Raw genomic sequence first — 20,108 nt, 5'->3', positions numbered from 1 at the left:
TCTTCCCCGTCGTGGTTTTCATTTAGGGGAAGAGACGTGTCTACACAATCCAATAAAGTTATTAACATTAAAGACCGTAGCGGCATTACGACTGAGCCTTTGGCGGGGAGTGAGAAGTTCTACATCAAAGGCAGCCGCGACGATTTACTGGTGCCATTCCGTCAGATTCATTTAACCGATACACCCAACGCCAATCCTGATTTGCCTGCTATTCCTAACGAACCTGTTGTTGTGTATGACACTTCGGGTCTATACACCGATCCAAAAGCGACCATTGATATTGAAAAAGGGCTGCCATTAATACGTCAAAACTGGATCGATGAGCGGGATGACACTGAACAGTTAGCACAGTTCAGTTCAGAATATACCCGTGAGCAAGATGCTCAGGATTTTGATATTCCACTGTTTAATCACCGTCGTTTACCTCGTAAAGCAAAAGCGGGCAAGAATGTCAGCCAAATGCATTACGCACGTCAGGGCATCATTACCCCAGAAATGGAATACATTGCTATTCGTGAAAGTATGGGGCGCGAAGCCTTAGCACAGCGTGGTGAGCTGCCTGAGAATATGGATCACTACATTACAGCCGAGTTTGTACGAAAAGAAGTGGCTGAAGGTCGTGCCATTATTCCTGCCAATATCAATCATCCAGAAACCGAGCCGATGATCATTGGCCGTAATTTTCTGGTAAAAATTAATGCCAATATTGGTAACTCTGCGACCACTTCGTCGATTGAAGAAGAAGTCGAAAAAATGGTATGGAGTACCCGCTGGGGCGGTGACACCATTATGGATTTATCTACCGGTAAACATATTCATCAGACCCGAGAATGGATCATCCGTAACTCACCTGTACCAGTAGGCACGGTGCCGATTTATCAGGCACTGGAAAAGGTGAATGGTGTTGCTGAAGATCTGACTTGGGAAGTGTTCAGAGATACCTTGATTGAACAAGCTGAGCAGGGAGTGGATTATTTCACGATTCATGCCGGTGTACGATTGGCGCATATTCCACTGACGGTAAACCGTACAACGGGTATTGTTTCGCGTGGTGGTTCGATTATGGCGGCATGGTGTTTGGCGCATCATGAAGAAAGTTTCCTGTATACGCATTTCGAAGATATCTGCGAAATCATGAAAGCTTATGACGTGTCATTCTCACTGGGTGATGGTTTACGTCCAGGCTCGCAGGCGGATGCCAATGATGAAGCCCAACTTGCTGAATTAAAAACCTTAGGTGAGTTGACGACCATTGCCTGGAAACATGATGTGCAAGTCATGATCGAAGGTCCGGGTCATGTGCCGATGCACAAGATCAAAGAAAATATGGATCTGCAGTTGGAATGGTGTCATGAAGCGCCGTTCTACACCTTAGGTCCATTGGTGACGGATATCGCGCCTGGTTATGACCACATTACTTCCGGTATTGGTGCGGCGATGATTGGTTGGTTTGGCACCGCAATGCTCTGTTATGTCACACCCAAAGAACATTTGGGTTTGCCGAATAAAGATGATGTGAAAACCGGCATCATTACCTACAAAATTGCTGCTCATGCAGCGGACTTAGGTAAAGGTCATCCGGGTGCACAAATTCGAGATGATGCGATTTCTAAAGCCCGTTTTGAATTCCGCTGGGAAGATCAGTTTAATCTTGGTTTGGACCCTGACACCGCCCGTGAATACCACGATGAAACGTTGCCGCAACCAAAAGCGAAAGTAGCGCATTTCTGTTCAATGTGTGGACCTAAGTTCTGCTCAATGAAGATTTCGCATGATGTGAAAGCCGCCTTTGCTGAGAAATCTCAGGAATTCAAGGAAGGTGGTAGCAAAATTTATCGCCAAGTTTGATGAGCCATTATCTCATCATCGGTAGTGGCCTGATCGGACGCCTGACAGCTTGGCGTCTGATTCAGGCAGGCTATCGAGTAAGCTTGTTATCTAAAGACGATAAAACCGGCACAGACAGTGCTGGTTTCATTGCAGCATCTATGGTCGCACCGGCAACCGAAGCGGTGACATCAGAGCCTTTGGTGAAAACAATCGGGCTTCGTTCGTATGCGCTTTGGCCGCAGTGGTTGAGTGAATTAGACGAGCCGGTTTTTTATCAGAATCATGGCACGTTGGTGGTCGCTCATCAGGGCGATAAAGCTGAAATGGGGCGTTTTGAGCAGCGAGCGAATCATGTGCTGGAAGCAGGAGATTTTCAGCGTCTTGATAAAACCTCGCTGGCCGAACGTGAGCCAGAGCTTGCTGAGCGTTTTGAGCAAGCCCTGTTGTTTGAGCAAGAGTCCTGTATTGATAATCGTCAGCTATATAAACAGCTGACAACGTTTATTGAAACGCATGCTGAGTGGGTGAAAACCGCTGATATTGGTGAATTAAATCACATTGAAATCGAACGTTTGACACAAGCTTATTTAAAGCGCTCAGCAGATGAGTTTGATGCGGTACTGGATTGCCGTGGTAATGGCGGGAGAGCGAACTTAGCTGAATTACGCAGTGTGCGTGGTGAAGTGATAAGAGTACAGGCACCTGAGGTCGATTTTAAACATGCCATTCGGCTGATGCATCCACGTTACCCTTTTTATCTGGCGCCACGACCAAATAATGAATATGTACTGGGTGCGACGGTGATCGAAAGTGATGATCGTTCTCAGCTTACTGTCCGAAGTGGCCTGGAGTTAATGTCGGCCTTGTATAGCCTGCATAAAGGCTTTGCCGAAGCACGTATTCTGGAAATGGCGGCACATTGTCGACCCGGTCTTCCCGATAATCTGCCAACCATAAAACGTACTGACTGGGGCTACATCATTAATGGTTTTTATCGGCATGGTTATTTGTTTGCACCTGCTGTCGTTGATGATTTATGTCAGGTGCTGGCTGGGAATAAAGAACAGATAAAGTTTGGAGCGTTATATGACATCTAACCTTATGTTACAGGTTCAGTTGAATGGGGAACCGCTAGATATTAATCACGAGCAGACCGTATCAGAATTTGTAGCTAAGCAGGGTTTTAGTGGCCGCTTTGTCATTGTCATTAATGATGAAATGGTAGCGAAATCACGCTGGCAAGATGTGGTCATTCAAGCGGGAGATCGCATCGATATCGTGTCTCCGATTAGTGGAGGTTGAGATGAAAGCATCCAATTGGCAAGTGTATGGGCAAACGCTGAGTAGTCGACTCTTTATTGGGACTGCACTCTATCCTTCGCCGAAAGTGATGGTGGACGCCATCAGAGCGTCAAAGGCGGAAGTGATTACCGTGTCATTGCGACGACAAACATCCGCAGATAAACAAAGCGGTGGCCAGTTCTGGCAAATGATAGAGTCGCTAAACTGCCACCTATTACCGAATACTGCAGGTTGCTACAGTGTAAAAGAAGCCGTTAACACCGCATATATGGCCAGAGAGTTATTTGATACCGACTGGGTCAAACTAGAAGTATTGGGAGACAGTTACAACTTACAACCCGATCCGTTTGCCTTGGTTGAAGCCACTAAAATATTGATTGAAGATGGCTTTAAAGTGTTTCCTTATTGCACAGATGATCTGGTGTTATGTCAGAAGCTGGTGGATCTAGGCTGTGAAGTTTTGATGCCGTGGGGAGCACCTATTGGTAGCGGGCAGGGATTGCTCAACCCTTATGCCTTAAAGACACTTCGTGAACGTTTGCCAGACATCACATTATTGGTTGATGCGGGGATAGGCAAACCCTCTGATGCTGTTCAGGCACTGGAGTTAGGTTATGACGGAATTTTACTCAATACCGCAATTGCCGAAGCACTGGAGCCAGAGAAAATGGCTTATGCTTTTGCGGATGCCATTAATGCGGGGCGTTTGGCCTATGAAGCAGGGGTGATGCCTAAACGTGATAACGCCAAACCCAGTACACCGACCTTAGATCAGCCAATCTGGCAACAACATGGATAATCCTGTTCAAAAGCCTGCCGTGCTTTTAATCGGAGGGTTGGATCCGCAAGGTTGTGCTGGCATTAGCGCTGATATCATGACGGTGCAGAATCACGGTTGTCACCCTTTGCCATTAATCACTGCGTTAACGGAGCAGAGTTCACAAGGGCTGACAGAGTTGGGTCTGGTGAGTCCATCAAAGATGATGGCGCAGTATGAAAACTGTATTAACGATTTTGATATCAAAGCGATAAAGATCGGGCTGATTCCACATATCATCACAGCACAATACATCAAAGAAATGCTGTTGGATTTTAGCGGGCCAGTCATTTTAGATCCGGTGCTTGCGAGTACCAGTGGTGGTGTGACCGTACCTGATGAGGTGAAAGCGTTCATCCGTGATGAGATTATTCCCTTAGTGACCATAGTCACACCTAACCTGCCTGAGTTGGCGGCGTTGACACGAACGAATCTCAGTGTGGAAGACGGGGCGAAATCATTACGTCAAAAAGGTGTGTCAGCGTGTTTGATTAAAGGAGGACATGCTGAGAGCGCCTTAGCAATAGATTATTTTTCATCTGAGTTAGCGGATTTTTATCTTTATAACGATAAAACAGTAAGCCAGGTTCGTGGCACAGGTTGTGTATTAGCCTCTGCATTGGCCTCACAGCTTGCCTGTGGACAAGACATACGTGATGCCGTTGTGCTTGCCAAGGCTTATGTGAGTCGTGGCATACGGCTTTCAGCAAAGGCTGGGCCGTATCAGGTCATCAGTCATAGTCAGCAAGATATTGCCTTAGTGGATTTTCCTAAGCTTTGTTATCAGCCTGAACTGATTGGGCAGACCTTTAATTTCCCCAATTGCCCGGAATTAGGTATTTATCCGGTGGTAGATAAAGCAGATTGGGTGGAAAAGCTTATTGATGAGGGGATTAATACCATACAACTGCGGGTAAAAGATTTGGATGATGAGTCGACAAAACAACAAATCGTATCTGCTCTAGCTTATTTAAACGATAAATCGGTACGGTTTTTTGTCAATGACCATTGGCAAACAGCGATCGAATTGGGTGCCTATGGTGTGCACCTGGGGCAGGAAGATCTGCATGATGCCAATTTAAAAACATTGGCTGAGGCAGGACTGAGATTGGGTATTTCTACGCACTCTTATTGGGAGCTTGCTCGAGCTCTTGCCGTGAATCCAAGCTATATTGCTTTGGGGCCCATTTATGAAACTACCAGTAAGCAGATGCCGTTTTCTCCTCAGGGCATAGAGCGCTTACAACAATGGGTCGATTTATTAAAAAGTCACTATCCAGTTGTGGCTATCGGCGGCATTACCCTTGAACGAGCAGAGCAACTCAAGGCCACTGGCGTCGGCTCGGTCGCGATGATTACAGCTATTACGCAAGCGAATGATTACAAAAAAGTCACGCGACAATTATTGGATTTGTGGCAAGAGATCAGTTCTTACCCAGATCAGGTTTAACCTCTCCCCACTGTGGTCCGATATCCAGTTTATGCTGCTGACTGTAGCGGTATTCCTGATACTGAATAAGTTTATCGCCGCTGGACTCGGCTTGCTTATCATCAGTAAATGAGGGTGTCTCAGGAGCAACATAGTCACTGGCTGTCAGATCTTCATTTTTGAGATGTTTATTTTCATTCGACAATTGTTGGATTTGTTTAATCAGCTCCTGGTTTGTCGATTGTTGTTTATTCAATTGCTGCTGTAATGCCATGACTTCTTTTAGCAATTTGTCCGGCGAAGTTGTATCTGTACTTGCTGTATTTGTTCCTGAGCTGTTAGTGGGCGAGGCATCGGTTCCCGTTGATGTATCATTGACTGTCGGAGCTGACTCGGGCGCTGTATCTGTGGCCGCCATTGAATTATCGACATCTGGCAGAGGATCGATCAGGTTATCCGATGGGATAATATTGCCATTTTCATCGGTTTGTTTTTTTACCACGGTGGGAAGTGTGACACTTTCTTCTTCGTCACTTTCCATATCGATATCAACGGGAGGTAAGGCTGTTTCTTCCTCGTTATCTGCAGAGACAGGATCTGTAACATCTGACTCCGAAACGGCATCACCGTCTTCAATGAGCATAGGATCGGCTTCCTCAGCAGTATCATTTGAACCCATCAGAAAAAAAGCCGCTAAACCACCGATGAGCGATAAAGCTGCCAGACCAATCCCGATTTTTATCAGTAGCGATGTCGATAGGCCAAGTAATTTTGGCTTCTGTTTGCTATCGCCTTTGTCTTTACTATCGTTATCGCGCTCTGACCTTTGCTCCGGTTCGGGACTAGGGCTTTCATCAGTCGCCTCTTCGATAATGTCGTTATTGTCTTCAGCCATGGTGTTGCATCTACCTCAACCATTTATTCCTAGTTGATATATCGGCTTTGATCATGAAATCTTTTGTTATGAAGGCAAACGATTTTCATCAAGACTGCCATCGACTTCAGGTCCACTCATTTCAGCTGGGGTCAGATCGCCTTCATCTTGCACCAGAGCGACAATGGTCCAGCCCATTTCTGGTTGCAATGATTCTGCAGCGGTAAAAAAGCGCAGACGTTTGCGGGGGTTAAATGCAAACAATGGTGTGACGCGGCGACCATGTTCACGCAAGTAATCGGCAAAACTAAAGTTTTCAGTCAACTTGGTTTGTTTTATTTTGGCGCCTTTTGAAATCAGGCTGGCCATTTTGGCATAGGTAATTTCATTGCCGAAGAGCACATGCGAGTCATGACTGATAGCTTTTCGCGATTTGACGATGCTGCGTTCTTTATCTTTTTCTTTATCAGTTGATAAAAAGTAAACGCGGTTACTGCCAAATTCCGATTTATAGCGCATACACGCCAGTGCATTGAGTTCGCTCTGTGGCGTTAGTGCCAGTATTTGGCCCAGTCCAATAAGATCCAGGTGACGGTCAGCATGTTCAGACACCGCATTACCATAGTAAGTATCCATGCCTTTCATACGGGCTTCTTTGACATTGCTCCAGCTACCATCGGTGAGACGGGTTCTAAAGCCATTATCGTTTAATGCCTGAGCCACCACACGGGCAACTGAATTAGCACCAACAATAAGAAAACCACTGTCATCAGGTTCGGCAACACCCAGACGTTTTGCAATAAATTTAGCGGTAGCACCTTGTACAAGAACGGTACCGATAATAATGGCAAACGATAACGGTACTAGCAGGTCGGCCTTATCGTAACCAATGTCCTGTAAACGAAGAGCAAATAATGCAGTCACCGCTGCGGCAACAATACCGCGTGGCCCAATCCAACTGATCATCGCTTTTTCTTGCCATGTTAAGTCTGAACCAATCGAGCAGAGAAACACTTTCACTGGACGTACGACAAACTGAATAAATAAGAACAGGATGACCGCACCCAGACCAAGCTGGGTAAATGAGTCAAGGTTAAGGCGTGCAGCAAGTAAGATAAATAAGCCGGAAATCAGAAAGATACTCAGATCTTCTTTAAAGTCGAGGATGTTTTCAACTTGCACGTTTTTCATATTGGCCAACCAGATACCGAGCACGGTAACGGTAAGCAAACCCGATTCTTCCGAAATTTCGTTCGATACGGCAAAGGTGCCAAAGACTAGTGCCAGAGCCGCCACATTGTGCAAGTATTCAGGTAATAAATGTCGGCGCAGTAACAGACCAAAACCATAACCTGCCGTCGCACCAATTACCAAACCCACAGCAATGGTTTTAGCGAACATATAAAGGGTATGACCAACTTCTGCATGTCCTTGAAGTTGTATGGATAAAAGCACTTCGAACACCAAAACGGCAAGAATGGCACCGAGTGGATCAATAACAATACCTTCCCAACGCAACACATTCGAAATTTTGGCATTTGGCCGAACGGTTCTCAGCATGGGGACGATAACGGTAGGACCGGTTACCACCATAATGGCACCAAATAAAATGGCCAGAGCCCAGGGGAAATCCAACAGAATATGTGTGGCAACCGCGATGGCGGACCAGGTGATGAGCACACCAAGAGTTAAAATATTACGAACAACTTTTTGTAAACCGCGTATTTCTTCAAATTTAAGTGTCAAACTTCCTTCAAACAGAATGACAGCAACGGCCAGAGACACTGTAGGGAATAGTAAGTCACCAAATAAGCCTTCAGGGTCTAACCAGCCGGTTACCGGACCAAGAATAATACCTGCGATTAATAGCAGAACGATGGCGGGTAATTTAATCCACCAGGCCAGCCACTGACATACGATGGCGATAATTCCAATAACTGACAGTGCCATGACTGCTTCTTGATTCATTCTCTTCCTTTAGCTCAATGGAGCAGTAATAAACGGTATGTAATGGTGACACTAATTAGCTTTGTCGAAAAGACTTTTACCTGACTAATTCAATTTCAGCCCGGCGATTATAGGCTCGTCCTTTTGGGGTTTTATTCGTTGCAGCGGGATCATGATCAACAAAGGAACGCAGTACGATTTTCTCTGCTGGAACTTCATATTTGCTAACAAAAAAGTCACGAATGGTTTTAGCCCGTGCTTCTGATAACGGCACATTTAAGCGTTTACGACCAAAGCTGTCGGTATGACTGGTGATGATGATTTGATTCACACTGTCATCCACTTTTACATACTCAGCTACCCGTGTGAGCGCATTTATAGAGGCTTTGTCCAGATTAGCTTTTTCTGATTCAAAATAAACGGTGAGTTTTCTGATTTCATCAAAGCTATCTGGATATAGATTGCTTAAACACTGTTGAAATGCGGGTAAGGAATCATTGAACTTCACCGTGGATAACTTCACCGTGGTATCGCCATTATAAGATTGAGATTGATAACGGATGATCGGGAAACGGCCATCCTGCATTTTTGCCAGTGCTTGTTGTGCTAATACTCCGTCAAAAATAAATTCGCGTTGACCGGATATGGTCGGCAAGGTGGCTAATGTGTCGTATTGCTCTGTGTTTTGCCAGGGCGCTGCAGACATTTCTAACAGTACGGTGTCTTGTTCGGCTGAAAGGCTGTCAGTGATAAATTTTAGTTGTAATGCCTGACCATTACGACGATAAAAACCTGCCTGACCAAAGCTGGGTATGGTTTGCATGAGCGAACACTCAAGTGGTGACTCAATAACGTTCCAATTGGTATCTGTGACCGGAGCCTGAAACTCTTCGGCATAAACAGAACTGGTAAACAACAGCGAGGCAATAATCAATTTCAACATGATTTTAGTAACTTATTAGCGTGTGTATAGGGTAAGACGTTAAATTGTTACGGCCTTGTAAAAAACCAAGTTCCATAACAAAGGCACAGGCGACTACTTCGCCACCCAGATGTTCGATTAATTCGCAGCTTGCCCGAGCCGTTCCACCAGTAGCCAGCACATCGTCAATCACTAAAATTCTGTCACCGGCACTAATCGCGTCGATGTGGGCTTCTAATGATGCTGTGCCATACTCAAGTGCATAGTCGATACGCTGAACATCATAAGGTAATTTACCTGGCTTACGCAGAGGAATAAAGCCAACACCTAGCTCCCAGGCCGCCAGAGAACCAAAAATAAATCCTCTTGCTTCCATTCCCGCCACCGCGGTAATGGATTCTTGCTTAAACGGACGGATTAATTCTTCAATACATTCCTTGAGCAGCAGCGGGTCTTGTACCAATGGCGTAATATCCTTGAATACAATGCCTGGTGAAGGGAAGTCTGGGATGTCTCTGATTTTAGCTTTCAGCTTTTGCATAATAATCTCATTGAGCGAATTGGCGATCAGCGTCTATTATATCGGCAGTAATCGTCCGCTTTTTAATGACAAACGAATTAACTACAAAAGGAACCATTTTGACTTTATATTCCCGACTGTTTTTTTCTGTTTTTATTTTATCGACATCTCTGCTGCTTAGTTCTTGTTTTAGCTGGGGCGGCGGTGAGAAAGAAGTGGATATGACACCACGTTATTATGTGTTGGACGTTGAACGGCCTGATGTGGCTGCTGACTTTCCTAGCAATCGTGTATTGCGACTTAATCCGGTACGTGTTGTCCCACATTTTAAAAGTAAAACTCTGATCTTCCGTGTTGGAGAAAATGAATATAAGGCCGTTGATCCCCATCAGTTTCTGGTGGATCCGGAAGTGATGTTTACCAATATTCTTAAACGCTGGTTACAGAAGAGCGGTCAATTCAGCAAAGTGGTCACTGATGACTCTGTGCCTGCTGATTTCACTATGGACGCTGCAGTAACGGCTTTTTATGGTGAAAAACGGCCGGCTTATTCACCTCAATCTGTTATTGAGATGCAATTTTTCATGACAGCAGCGGATAACCCTGAGAAATTACTGTTTCAAACAGGCTTACGTGTTGATGTGGATATCGAACAAGCGACACCGAGTAATGTTGTTACAGGCTGGAAACAGGGAACTGAAGAACTTCTAACGACTTTAGAGCAGGATTTAAGCGCATATTTTTCAAAAGTAGATGCTAGGTAGCATCTTGAGTTTAGCGTGCAGGATATGGGCTTTAGTGGTAGGATAACAGGTTTGGTGGTTTAGACGCAGTGGCCCTGCATTTGGGGTAAATGTCTGTTTCCGGTAGTGCCTGTGCAAGTTGCTGAAATTTGTGAAGTTATATCTGGAATTCTTTCGGCTGGTTTCGTCTTTTGAGACTGGTTGATAAACCATGTATGTAGAACTGACTACGCTACACCTCTGTTTAATGAAATTTCGTGAGCAGGCTGGTATGTAGTCTTATGCTTTATTTGGACGGTCAATAAATGAGTGAAATTGCCTTAGAACTGGATTCGATAGGTATCGAAACCGAGATGAAGCAGTCGTACCTCGATTACGCTATGAGCGTTATCGTGGGACGGGCGCTACCTGATGTTCGTGATGGTTTAAAACCTGTACATCGTCGTGTTCTGTATGCGATGAGAGAACTGGGTAATAGCTGGAACAGCCCATATAAAAAGTCTGCTCGTATCGTCGGTGATGTTATTGGTAAATATCACCCTCATGGTGATACTGCCGTATATGACACGATGGTACGTATGGCTCAGCCGTTCTCTATGCGTTATATGCTGGTTGACGGTCAGGGTAACTTTGGTTCGGTTGATGGTGATCCGCCTGCTGCGATGCGTTACACCGAAGTACGCATGGCTAAAATCGCTCATGAAATGTTGGCCGATCTTGAAAAAGAAACGGTAGATTTTGTCCCTAACTATGATGAGTCAGAATCTGAACCTGCGGTATTACCTACAAAAATCCCTGCTTTATTAGTTAATGGATCATCAGGTATTGCGGTGGGTATGGCAACCAATATTCCGCCACATAACCTTACTGAAATCCTTAATGCCTGTATCGCGATTATTGATAATCCTGATGTCACTACACATGAATTAATGGAATATGTGCCAGGACCTGACTTCCCAACATCTGGCATTATCAATGGTGCACGTGGTATTGCAGAAGCCTACCAAACAGGCCGTGGCCGTGTTCACATCCGCGCCCGCGCCGACATCGAAACGAATGAAGCCACTGGTCAGCAGAGTATTGTTGTTAAAGAACTGCCGTATCAGGTCAATAAAGCACGCTTGTTAGAAAAAATTGCTGAGCTTGTTAAAGATAAAAAAATAGAGGGTATTTCTGCCTTACGTGATGAGTCTGATAAAGACGGTATGCGTATGGTGATTGTACTGAAACGCGGCGAAGTGCCTGAAGTTGTACTGAATAATTTGTATCAGCAAACGCAGATGCAAACGGTATTTGGTATCAACATGGTGGCGATTGTTGATGGTCAGCCGCGTACGTTAAATCTGAAAGAAATTTTAGATGCCTTTATTCGCCATCGTAGAGAGGTCGTAACACGTCGTTCGATTTATGATCTAAGAAAAGCACGTGAACGTGCTCATGTATTAGAAGGTTTAGCGACAGCCTTAGCCAATATTGATGAAGTTATCGAACTGATTAAAGCTTCTCCAAACCCGGCTGAGGCGAAAGAAGCTTTAGTGTCTAAGGGCTGGGCATCAGGCATGATTCTGGAAATGCTGGGTGCGGCAGGCGCAGCGGCATCTCGTCCGGAAGACTTAGCAGATGAATTTGGCTTAGTTGATAATCTTTATTATCTGTCTCCGGTGCAGGCACAAGCTATTCTTGATATGCGTTTGCATCGTCTGACAGGTCTGGAACAAGACAAAATTCTGCAAGAGTACCGTGAAGTTCTGGATGTGATTGCTGAATTATTAGCGATTTTGAGCGACCCAGATAATTTGATGGCGGTGATTCGTGAAGAGTTAGTGGCGATCAATGCAGAATACGGTGATGAACGTCGTACAGAAATTCTGGCAAATCATCTTGATTTAACACTGGAAGATTTGATTACCGAAGAAGAAATGGTGGTAACGTTGTCACATGCTGGCTATGCCAAAACACAGCAGCTTGATACCTATCAGGCACAAAAACGCGGTGGTAAAGGCAAAGCAGCAACAGCAATGAAAGATGAAGACTTTATCGAACATCTGTTTATTGCTAACACACACGATACACTTTTATGTTTCTCTAGCGCCGGTAAGGTCTACTGGAAAAAAGTGTATGAACTACCTCAGGGTAGCCGTGCCTCGCGAGGCAAACCTATCATTAATCTATTGCCATTAGAAGAAGGTGAAAAAATTAATGCGGTATTGCCGATTCGTGAATTTGAAGCCGATAAGTTCATCTTTATGGCAACGGCCTCTGGTACGGTCAAGAAAACGCCATTAGTCGATTACTCCCGTCCTCGGGCTAACGGTATTATTGCGGTTGACCTGAAAGAAGGCGACCAGCTAATTGATGTGGCGGTTACCGATGGTCATTCTGATGTCATGTTATTCAGCAATACCGGTAAAGTTATCCGTTTTGCTGAAACAGATGTTCGCTCCATGGGGCGTGTTTCGCGTGGTGTCCGCGGTATGCGCATAGCGGAAGATGAGAAAATTATTTCTCTGATTATTGCTGAAGAAGAGGGCGCTATCTTAACAGCGACAGAGTTTGGTTACGGTAAACGTACTAATCTTGCTGAATACCGTGTTCAGGGTCGTGGTGGACAAGGCATTATCTCAATTCAAACGTCGGCGCGTAACGGTAACGTTGTGGGCGCGGTGCAAGTATGTGATGAGAATCAGATTATGCTGATTACCAACGGTGGCACGCTAGTGAGAACTCCGGTTAAGGATGTTTCTTTGGTTGGCCGTAACACACAGGGTGTCAGATTAATTAATCTCAGTAATGGTGAGAAACTAGTTGGTCTTGAACGTGTTATCGAAGATGAAGACGAAGATGTCGATTTAGCGATCGACAATGCTGATGATACTGACGAAACGATAGAAGAATAAATTTGAGAGCGTATAACTTTAGTGCTGGTCCTGCGATGTTGCCTGATGCTGTCATGCAAAAAGCACAGCAGGAAATGCTTGATTGGAATGGGACCGGTATGTCGGTGATGGAAATGAGCCATCGCGGACCGGAATATACAAAAATCGCTGAAAAAGCAGAAGCCGATCTGCGTGAATTAATGGGTATTTCTGATGATTATGCCGTGCTGTTTTTACAAGGCGGTGCATCACTTCAATTCCCTATGATTCCGATGAATTTGCTCCGCGGCAAAAAAACGGCTGATTATCTCAATACCGGCGCTTGGTCTACAAAAGCCATAGCGGAAGCTAAACAATTTTGTCAGGTGAATATTGTTACAGACTCTACGGCAAACCATTTCACTACGATTGCTGACCCTGAACAATGGTCATTATCAAACGATGCTGCTTATGTGCATTACACGCCCAATGAAACCATTCATGGCCTTGAGTTTGCTGACATCCCGGATGTAGGTGATATTCCACTTGTAGCCGATTTATCCTCGACGATTTTGTCTCGTCCGATTGATGTATCTAAATTCGGCATGATTTACGCCGGTGCTCAGAAAAATATCGGTCCTGCAGGCTTATGTATCGTCATTATCCGTAAGGACTTACTAGGTGATGTATTGCCGGGTACACCGACCATGCTGAACTATAAAACCCATGCCGATAATGGATCGATGTTTAATACACCTGCCACCTATAGTTGGTATCTGGCTGGCTTGGTCTTTGACTGGCTAAAACAACAAGGTGGGTTAGAGGCCATGGCAGAGTTAAATCAACGCAAAGCAGCCAAGCTTTATGCCGCCATTGATGGCAGTGATTTTTATAGTAATCCGGTTGATATTCGTTATCGTTCTTGGATGAATGTACCGTTTACGCTGGCTGATGATAAGCTTGATAAACAATTCCTTCAGCAAGCTGCTGAACAGAATTTATTAACACTCAAAGGCCATCGTGATTTAGGTGGCATGCGAGCCAGCATTTATAATGCGATGCCAGAAGATGGTGTTGATGCACTTATCAATTTTATGAATGAGTTTGAGCGTAAAAACGGGTAACTGCTGCCAATGAATGAAAAAGAAGCCTTAGCCAATATTCGTCAAAAAATTGATGATATCGATTTAAAAATTCAACAACTGTTGAATGACAGAGCCGCGATGGCGCAAGAAGTGGCTCGAATAAAAATGGATAGTGGTGAGCAGGCTGACTTTTATCGTCCTGAGCGTGAAGCGATGGTGCTCAGAACAGTGATGGAGCGAAATCAAGGGCCTCTGGCATCTGCAGAAGTGGCACGATTATTTCGTGAAATTATGTCCGCCTGTCTGGCTGCAGAAAAACCTTTGCAGGTTGCGTATCTCGGTCCGGAAGGCTCTTTTACTCAAGCGGCAGCACAAAAGCAGTTTGGTGGTAGTGTTGAGCTACATCCGATGACTACGATTGCTGATGTTTTCCATGCCGTTGAGACATCACATGCTTGTTACGGTGTTGTTCCTGTAGAAAACTCAACGGAAGGTATGGTTTCGCATACCTTAGATCGGTTTATCTCGTCGCCTTTGAAAATTAATGGTGAGGTGACCCTTCGTATTCATCATTATTTGTTAAGTAAAGAGAAAAACCTGGAAGATATCAGCAAAGTCTATGCACATCCACAAGCCATAGCGCAGTGCCGACAATGGTTGATGGAACAGCTTCCGCAAGCGGAATTGGTTCCGCTTAACAGTAATTCCGAAGCCGCTAAACGTGTCGCAGCAGAACCTCAAAACAGTGCAGCCATTGCGGCCAATCGGGCAGCTGATATTTATGGCTTATCCATCTTAGCCAGGAATATTGAAGATGAAGTGGATAACACTACGCGCTTTTTAGTGATTGGCACACAAAATGTTGGCCCATCTGGTGTGGACAAAACCGCGTTATTGGTTGCAACAAAAAACAAACCTGGTGCTTTACAAACCTTGTTAAAACCGCTGGCTGATAACAGTATCAGTATGACCAGAATTGAGTCCAGACCATCCAGAAAGGGGATTTGGGAATATGTGTTTTTTATCGATATTGAAGGGCACATTCACGAACCGGCTGTCGCATCTGCACTCTCTCTATTAGAAAACGAGTCTTCTATGTTTCGTATATTAGGTTCTTATCCAAAGGCAGTTTTATGAGTAAAGAACTCATTTTGGCGAATCCACGAGGTTTTTGTGCGGGTGTTGATCGTGCTATCGATATTGTTGAACGTGCACTGGAATTGTTTGGTGCGCCCGTTTATGTACGCCATGAGGTAGTTCACAATCGCTTTGTTGTTGACGGACTACGAGATAAAGGCGCTATTTTCGTTGAAGAAGTTGACGAAGTACCTGATGGAAATACGCTGATTTTCAGTGCACATGGTGTATCTAAAAAAGTTCAGAGCGAAGGCCGCAAAAGAGACTTAAAAGTATTCGATGCCACTTGTCCATTAGTGACTAAAGTACATATGGAAGTCTCTCGCTATGAGAAACAGAATATGGAATGTATTCTGATTGGGCATGCCGGACATCCAGAAGTGGAAGGCACAATGGGGCAATATACTTCGACAGAAGGTGGAATGTATTTAGTCGAATCTCCAGAAGATGTCGCTAAACTCAAAGTGAAAAATCCACAGCGATTGGCCTTTGTTACCCAAACAACCCTTTCTGTTGATGACACATCCGTGGTAATTGATGCATTACGTGAGCATTTTCCCGACATTATTGGCCCAAGCAAAGATGATATTTGTTATGCCACCCAAAACAGACAGGATGCTGTAAAAAAACTGGCGAATGAATGTGACCTGGTATTAGTAGTAGGCTCCGTGAATAGTTCTAACTCCAATCGCTTGCGTGAATTATCAGAGAAATTGGGGACGCCAGCATATTTAATAGACAATGCAGAGCAAATAGATCCACAATGGCTTGAAAACAAAAATCGAATTGGTCTGACTGCTGGTGCTTCAGCACCAGAGATATTAGTCAATCAAGTCGTTGAAAAACTACGTGACTTAGGTGTTGATTCGTCATACGAAGATGACGGTTTAAAAGAGAACATTGAGTTCTCATTACCCAGAGAACTAAAGATTGATACATCAAGTCTGAAAAAATAAAACAAGGCTGACCATGTCGTTTTTGCCCGTATTTCTTTGGACAGACATTTTAATCTTCTTGCTCCTCACAATAATTGTGGCAGCAGTCATCTATATAAGAAGACGTCCTCATCTGTCTGCGCCTTGGAAATCAGTAATAATGCGAAAACGGGCTATGATCTCCGTGATGATTCTGTCCTGCTACGTGGTTATCGGACTACTGGATTCTTTGCATTATCGCCCCGCCATGGAATCTACAGAACCTTCACAACAAACATACTATTCCTCAGAAGTGTTGAGTGTATTTGATTGGTTGGTTTTACCACTTAAACAGCAAATGGAAAAAACCTATTCCGCGCCGTTTTCAGATCGACTGTTTGTTAAAGAAATACAGACAATGAATGACGGCTCGCTTAAATATGATTACCCAAAACTGAAATACGGCGCAGCACATCTTGCTCAAGCAGGGGATAAAAAAGCAGATATTTACCAAACGGTTTTAAAAGCCAGTCTGCTGAGCTTGTTGTTACTGTTTCTGATGTATATTTGTCATGTGGCTGTTGCCTCGCGAGCTAAGCCGAATCAGTTCCCTCGCCAGTTTAAACGTATCTTTCTTAATCAATCTCACTATCCACTCTATACTTTCTATTTCACTGCTTTTTGTCTTCTTTTTGTTGTCCTCAATCTCGCTTTCCTCAGTCAAAATTATCACGTATTCGGCACCGATAAGGTGGGGCAGGATGTGTTATATCAATCCCTGAAAAGTGTTCGTACAGGTTTAGTGATTGGTACCTTAACCACCCTGGTTATGCTGCCGATGGCGATTATGTTGGGTATTGCGGCAGGTTATTTTAGAGGCTGGATAGACGATGTTATTCAGTATATCTATACAACCTTAAATTCGATCCCCGGTGTTTTGTTGATTGCTGCAGCCGTTTTGATTCTGCAGGTTTACATGAATAATCATCCTGAGAATTTTAAAACGATTGCTGAGCGTGCAGATATCAGGCTTTTGTTTTTATGTATTATTTTGGGGATGACCAGTTGGACGGGGTTATGTCGAATTCTGAGGGCTGAAACCCTGAAGTTACGGGAAGCGGAATATGTGATGGCTTCACGTGCGTTGGGTGCAGGCAGTTTTAGTATTTTACATAAACATATTCTGCCTAATCTGATGCATTTGGTACTTATTGCGGTTGTACTCGACTTTAGTGGTTTGGTTCTGGCCGAAGCGGTGTTGTCCTATGTCGGTGTTGGTGTGGATCCTTCGATGATTAGCTGGGGCAATATGATCAATAGTGCACGGCTTGAAATGGCTCGGGAACCCGTGGTTTGGTGGTCTTTAACTGCAGCGTTCATTTCTATGTTTGTGCTGGTTCTGGCAGCTAATTTATTCGCTGATGTTGTTCGTGATGCCTTCGATCCCAGAATGCAGGAGGCAAGATGAGCACGCTATTGGAAGTGAGAGGTTTAAGAACCTGGTTTGGTGATAATAGCGAGCCCTACCGAGCGGTAGATGGCATCGACTTCTGTATTGAAAAAGGCCAGACCTTTGCCTTACTAGGTGAGTCTGGTTGTGGAAAATCGATGACAGCCTTATCACTTTTAAGGCTGAACCCATACCCAGCAAGTCATATTGTTTCAGGCGAAGTCAGCTTAGCCGGAGAGGAAATTCTGTCTTTATCTGAAGCAGAAATGGAAAAAATTCGTGGCCGTCGGGTTGCTATGATATTTCAGGAACCACAGAGTTCATTGAATCCGGTGCTGACAGTGGGACAACAGATTGCTGAGGTGTTTGAATGGCACTTCAAGCTGGATAAAAAAGCGATCTATACGCGAACACTCGAATTACTTCACGCAGTCGGTATTCCTGATCCTACTGAACGAATAAATGCTTATCCCCATCAACTATCAGGCGGTATGAAACAACGCGTGATGATTGCCATGGCCTTGGCAGGCGAACCTGAATTACTGATTGCTGATGAGCCGACTACCGCCTTGGATGTCACCATTCAGGCGCAAATTCTCGACTTGTTAAAAGAGATTCAACAAAAGACGGGAATGGCTATTTTATTAATCACCCATGATCTGGGGGTTGTTGCACAAATGGCGGATCATGTCGCAGTAATGTATGCCGGACAGATTGTTGAGTCGGCCAGCCGAGAGCAATTTTTTAATAATACCCAACATCCGTATACACAGAAACTGTTTGAGGCCTTACCTTCTGAACAGAAACGTCAAGAAAAGCTGACAGTTATCAAAGGCAGTGTGCCAGCATTGAACCGACAGTTTAAAGCTTGTCGCTTTGCTGAGCGTTGTGACTTAGCCTGGCAGCATTGTGAAGACGCTGAACCTCGCTGGATTAACAATAACGATCACGGTGTACGTTGTCATTTGTATGATCCAGGTATTGATGCTGAGCATATTCAATCTCAAAAGCAGGTATTTAGCTCGCGATTATCTGAAGTTGTTCCAGCGAAAAACGCTATTTTACAGGTCAGTCAATTAAAAGTGCACTTTCCTATCAAAAAAGGGCTTTTTCAACGCACGATAGGATCGGTTAAGGCTGTTGATGATATTACTTTAGAGCTGCGTTCAGCTGAGACACTTGCTCTGGTGGGCGAATCAGGCTGCGGTAAAACAACGGTGGGTAAAGGGATTTTACAGCTTGTCCCGGTGACTTCAGGCAATGTTATTTTCCAGGGACAAAAACTGAATCGCTTATCGAATCGCGCTTTACGTTCAGTTCGTGCATCCATGCAAATTATTTTTCAGGATCCCTTTGCTTCGATGAATCCGCGAATGACTATTAGTCATGTCATTAGAGAAGGGATGCTGACATCGAAGATGAAAGACTCAGCCAGCCAAGAGGCAAAAGTGGATGAATTATTAACGCGGGTAGGTTTACGCGCAGATATAAAACACCGCTATCCACACGAATTTTCCGGTGGACAACGCCAGCGTATTTGTATTGCCCGGGCATTGGCTGCTGAGCCTGATTTAATTATTTGTGATGAGCCCACCAGTGCATTAGATGTATCCGTACAGGCACAGATTTTAAATTTACTGCGTGATATTCAACATGAGTTCGGCCTATCTTTCTTATTTATTACGCATAATATTAGTGTGGTCGACTATTTAGCTCATCGTGTTGCGGTTATGTACTTGGGGAGAATTGTTGAGCAGGGTACTCGTGAGGAAGTGTTAAATAGCCCAAAACATCCCTACACCCAAGCATTGCTTGCCGCAGTACCTAAAATTGCGGCAGACACTCATCTGAGTAAACAAAAACTGGAAGGTGAACTTCCTTCACCAGCCAATCCACCAAAAGGCTGCCACTTTCATCAACGCTGTCCACATGTGATGCCCGTGTGTTTAGAGCAATACCCTGACACGACATTACTGAGTCCAACACATAATGTGAAATGTTTTTTATTTGAGGAAAATTATGGATCAACAAACACAAACTGAACTGGAAGCAGCCGCATTCAGACGTTTACTTGAACATTTACGAGAAAATACTGATGTTCAGAATATTGATTTAATGAATTTGGCAGGCTTCTGTCGTAACTGTTTATCAAAATGGTATTTAGCTGCAGCCGAAGAAAAACAAATCGAAATGGATTACGAGCAAGCACGTGAGTATGTCTATGGAATGCCTTACAGTGAATGGAAGGACAAGTATCAGACAGGACCAAAACAGTAAGTATTT

17 protein-coding genes are annotated in these 20,108 nt (G+C 44.4%); 13 read left to right on the top strand and 4 right to left on the bottom strand.

The features are described 5' to 3' along the window. Positions 1-36: 36 nt before the first annotated feature. Genes thiC through thiE form a run of 5 tightly spaced genes read left to right on the top strand, consistent with a single transcriptional unit; the run spans position 37 to position 5,399 of the window. A complete protein-coding gene (thiC, locus tag QQL60_RS06565; RefSeq protein WP_284722804.1) occupies positions 37-1,848 on the top strand; it encodes a phosphomethylpyrimidine synthase ThiC in 1,812 nt (603 codons plus the stop codon). Next, entirely contained in the window at positions 1,848-2,927 is a 1,080-nt protein-coding gene (locus QQL60_RS06560; RefSeq protein ID WP_284722803.1) for an FAD-dependent oxidoreductase, read from the top strand. The genes thiC and QQL60_RS06560 overlap by 1 nt, the downstream gene beginning before the upstream one ends. Continuing rightward, positions 2,917-3,132: a sulfur carrier protein ThiS gene (gene thiS / locus QQL60_RS06555; RefSeq protein WP_284722802.1), complete on the top strand. Its 216-nt coding sequence runs from the start codon at positions 2,917-2,919 to the stop codon at positions 3,130-3,132. Before QQL60_RS06560 ends, thiS begins: the two co-directional genes overlap by 11 nt. Position 3,133: 1 nt before the next feature. Then, positions 3,134-3,931 carry a thiazole synthase gene (locus QQL60_RS06550; RefSeq protein ID WP_284722801.1) on the top strand — a complete coding sequence of 266 codons (798 nt, stop codon included), beginning with the start codon at positions 3,134-3,136 and terminating at the stop codon, positions 3,929-3,931. Further along, complete coding sequence (thiE, locus tag QQL60_RS06545; RefSeq protein WP_284722800.1) at positions 3,924-5,399, top strand: thiamine phosphate synthase; 1,476 nt, start codon at positions 3,924-3,926, stop codon at positions 5,397-5,399. The genes QQL60_RS06550 and thiE overlap by 8 nt, the downstream gene beginning before the upstream one ends. On the opposite strand, the gene QQL60_RS06540 is transcribed toward thiE, so the two are convergent. The 4 genes from QQL60_RS06540 to QQL60_RS06525 form a co-directional block, all read right to left on the bottom strand. Further along, positions 5,374-6,273, bottom strand: coding sequence for a hypothetical protein (locus QQL60_RS06540; protein WP_284722799.1), 900 nt, complete (start codon positions 6,271-6,273; stop codon positions 5,374-5,376). The two genes, thiE and QQL60_RS06540, sit on opposite strands and share 26 nt — an antisense overlap. 66 nt (positions 6,274-6,339) lie before the next feature. Then, the gene (locus QQL60_RS06535) at positions 6,340-8,220 is read right to left on the bottom strand and encodes a cation:proton antiporter (protein ID WP_007144881.1); all 1,881 of its coding nucleotides are present in this window, start codon (positions 8,218-8,220) and stop codon (positions 6,340-6,342) included. 76 nt (positions 8,221-8,296) lie between these two features. After that, a complete protein-coding gene (locus QQL60_RS06530; RefSeq protein ID WP_284451289.1) occupies positions 8,297-9,142 on the bottom strand; it encodes a flagellar protein MotY in 846 nt (281 codons plus the stop codon). Positions 9,143-9,146: 4 nt separating this feature from the next. After that, positions 9,147-9,662, bottom strand: coding sequence for an adenine phosphoribosyltransferase (locus QQL60_RS06525; protein WP_007144883.1), 516 nt, complete (start codon positions 9,660-9,662; stop codon positions 9,147-9,149). A gap of 98 nt (positions 9,663-9,760) precedes the next feature. On the opposite strand from QQL60_RS06525, the gene QQL60_RS06520 reads away from it, so the two are divergent. The 8 genes from QQL60_RS06520 to QQL60_RS06485 all read left to right on the top strand — a co-directional run bounded on the left by QQL60_RS06520 (position 9,761) and on the right by QQL60_RS06485 (position 20,102). Next, on the top strand, positions 9,761-10,405 hold the full coding sequence (locus tag QQL60_RS06520) for an ABC-type transport auxiliary lipoprotein family protein (RefSeq protein ID WP_284451287.1): 645 nt from the start codon (positions 9,761-9,763) through the stop codon (positions 10,403-10,405). Positions 10,406-10,689: 284 nt separating this feature from the next. After that, positions 10,690-13,281 (top strand): DNA gyrase subunit A, encoded by a 2,592-nt coding sequence (gyrA, locus tag QQL60_RS06515; RefSeq protein WP_007144885.1) that lies wholly within the window; start codon positions 10,690-10,692, stop codon positions 13,279-13,281. A gap of 35 nt (positions 13,282-13,316) precedes the next feature. Further along, positions 13,317-14,363: a 3-phosphoserine/phosphohydroxythreonine transaminase gene (gene serC / locus QQL60_RS06510; protein ID WP_007144886.1), complete on the top strand. Its 1,047-nt coding sequence runs from the start codon at positions 13,317-13,319 to the stop codon at positions 14,361-14,363. Positions 14,364-14,372: 9 nt separating this feature from the next. Continuing rightward, entirely contained in the window at positions 14,373-15,461 is a 1,089-nt protein-coding gene (pheA, locus tag QQL60_RS06505; protein WP_007144887.1) for a prephenate dehydratase, read from the top strand. Continuing rightward, positions 15,458-16,417 carry a 4-hydroxy-3-methylbut-2-enyl diphosphate reductase gene (gene ispH / locus QQL60_RS06500; RefSeq protein ID WP_007144888.1) on the top strand — a complete coding sequence of 320 codons (960 nt, stop codon included), beginning with the start codon at positions 15,458-15,460 and terminating at the stop codon, positions 16,415-16,417. The genes pheA and ispH overlap by 4 nt, the downstream gene beginning before the upstream one ends. 13 nt (positions 16,418-16,430) lie before the next feature. Next, entirely contained in the window at positions 16,431-17,843 is a 1,413-nt protein-coding gene (locus QQL60_RS06495; protein ID WP_284722798.1) for an ABC transporter permease, read from the top strand. Continuing rightward, positions 17,840-19,867 (top strand): ABC transporter ATP-binding protein, encoded by a 2,028-nt coding sequence (locus QQL60_RS06490; protein WP_284722797.1) that lies wholly within the window; start codon positions 17,840-17,842, stop codon positions 19,865-19,867. Before QQL60_RS06495 ends, QQL60_RS06490 begins: the two co-directional genes overlap by 4 nt. After that, positions 19,845-20,102: a DUF1244 domain-containing protein gene (locus QQL60_RS06485; protein ID WP_007144891.1), complete on the top strand. Its 258-nt coding sequence runs from the start codon at positions 19,845-19,847 to the stop codon at positions 20,100-20,102. The genes QQL60_RS06490 and QQL60_RS06485 overlap by 23 nt, the downstream gene beginning before the upstream one ends. Positions 20,103-20,108: the final 6 nt, after the last annotated feature.

Origin of the sequence: Methylophaga thalassica, from assembly GCF_030159795.1 — a bacterium.
Taxonomy (GTDB): Bacteria; Pseudomonadota; Gammaproteobacteria; order Nitrosococcales; family Methylophagaceae; genus Methylophaga; species Methylophaga thalassica.
This window is presented reverse-complemented; position numbering and strand designations above follow the sequence as displayed.